Source organism: Arthrobacter sp. ZGTC212 (assembly GCF_002929255.1).
Taxonomy (GTDB): Bacteria; Actinomycetota; Actinomycetes; order Actinomycetales; family Micrococcaceae; genus Arthrobacter_B; species Arthrobacter_B sunyaminii.
This window is the reverse complement of the sequence record NZ_PJIJ01000098.1, coordinates 1-505: the sequence shown is the minus strand read 5'-3', so window position 1 is coordinate 505 and position 505 is coordinate 1. Positions and strand designations below refer to the sequence as shown.

Here is a 505-nt window from a genome sequence, read left to right as displayed (position 1 = left end):
CGCTGATCCGCTGCATCGAAGCCAATGGCGGTGAGGTCATCGCCGAAGTGGATGTGTCCGCCATCGAAACCAGGGGCGGTCGGGCCGTTGCCGTGCGCACCCACGACGGCCGCCGCTTCGAGGCGCGCGATGCCGTGATCGGCGGTATCCATCCGCACCTGTTGCGTAGCTACCTGGAGGATGCCGATGTGGCGCCGCAGGTTTTCGAGCGCGCGGAACGCACCACCACGTCGCCCTGCGCATGCATCACCATCCACGCCTCGCTACATGAGAAGCTGCGCTTCAAGGCAGGCGATCATGTTGACAAGGCGGCCTTCGTGGAATTGCTGCCGGTCAGCGAGGCGCGTTTCCGCCGTTCCTTCGATGATGTCCGCTACGGCGAACTGCCCAGGGATCCCCTTCTCGCCCTGGTCTCGCCGACCAACCTCGACCCCAGCCGCGCGCCTGCCGGCAAAGCGACCATGCACGCCTGGGCCTACTCCCCGTTCACCATCGGCAATCATCC

Annotated in this window: 1 protein-coding gene; it reads left to right on the top strand. The window is 65.7% G+C overall.

Going from position 1 to position 505, the window contains the following annotated elements; translation table 11 throughout:
• Positions 1-505: phytoene desaturase family protein (locus CXQ89_RS18535; RefSeq protein ID WP_374953004.1), on the top strand; the 505-nt coding region annotated here is incomplete at both ends.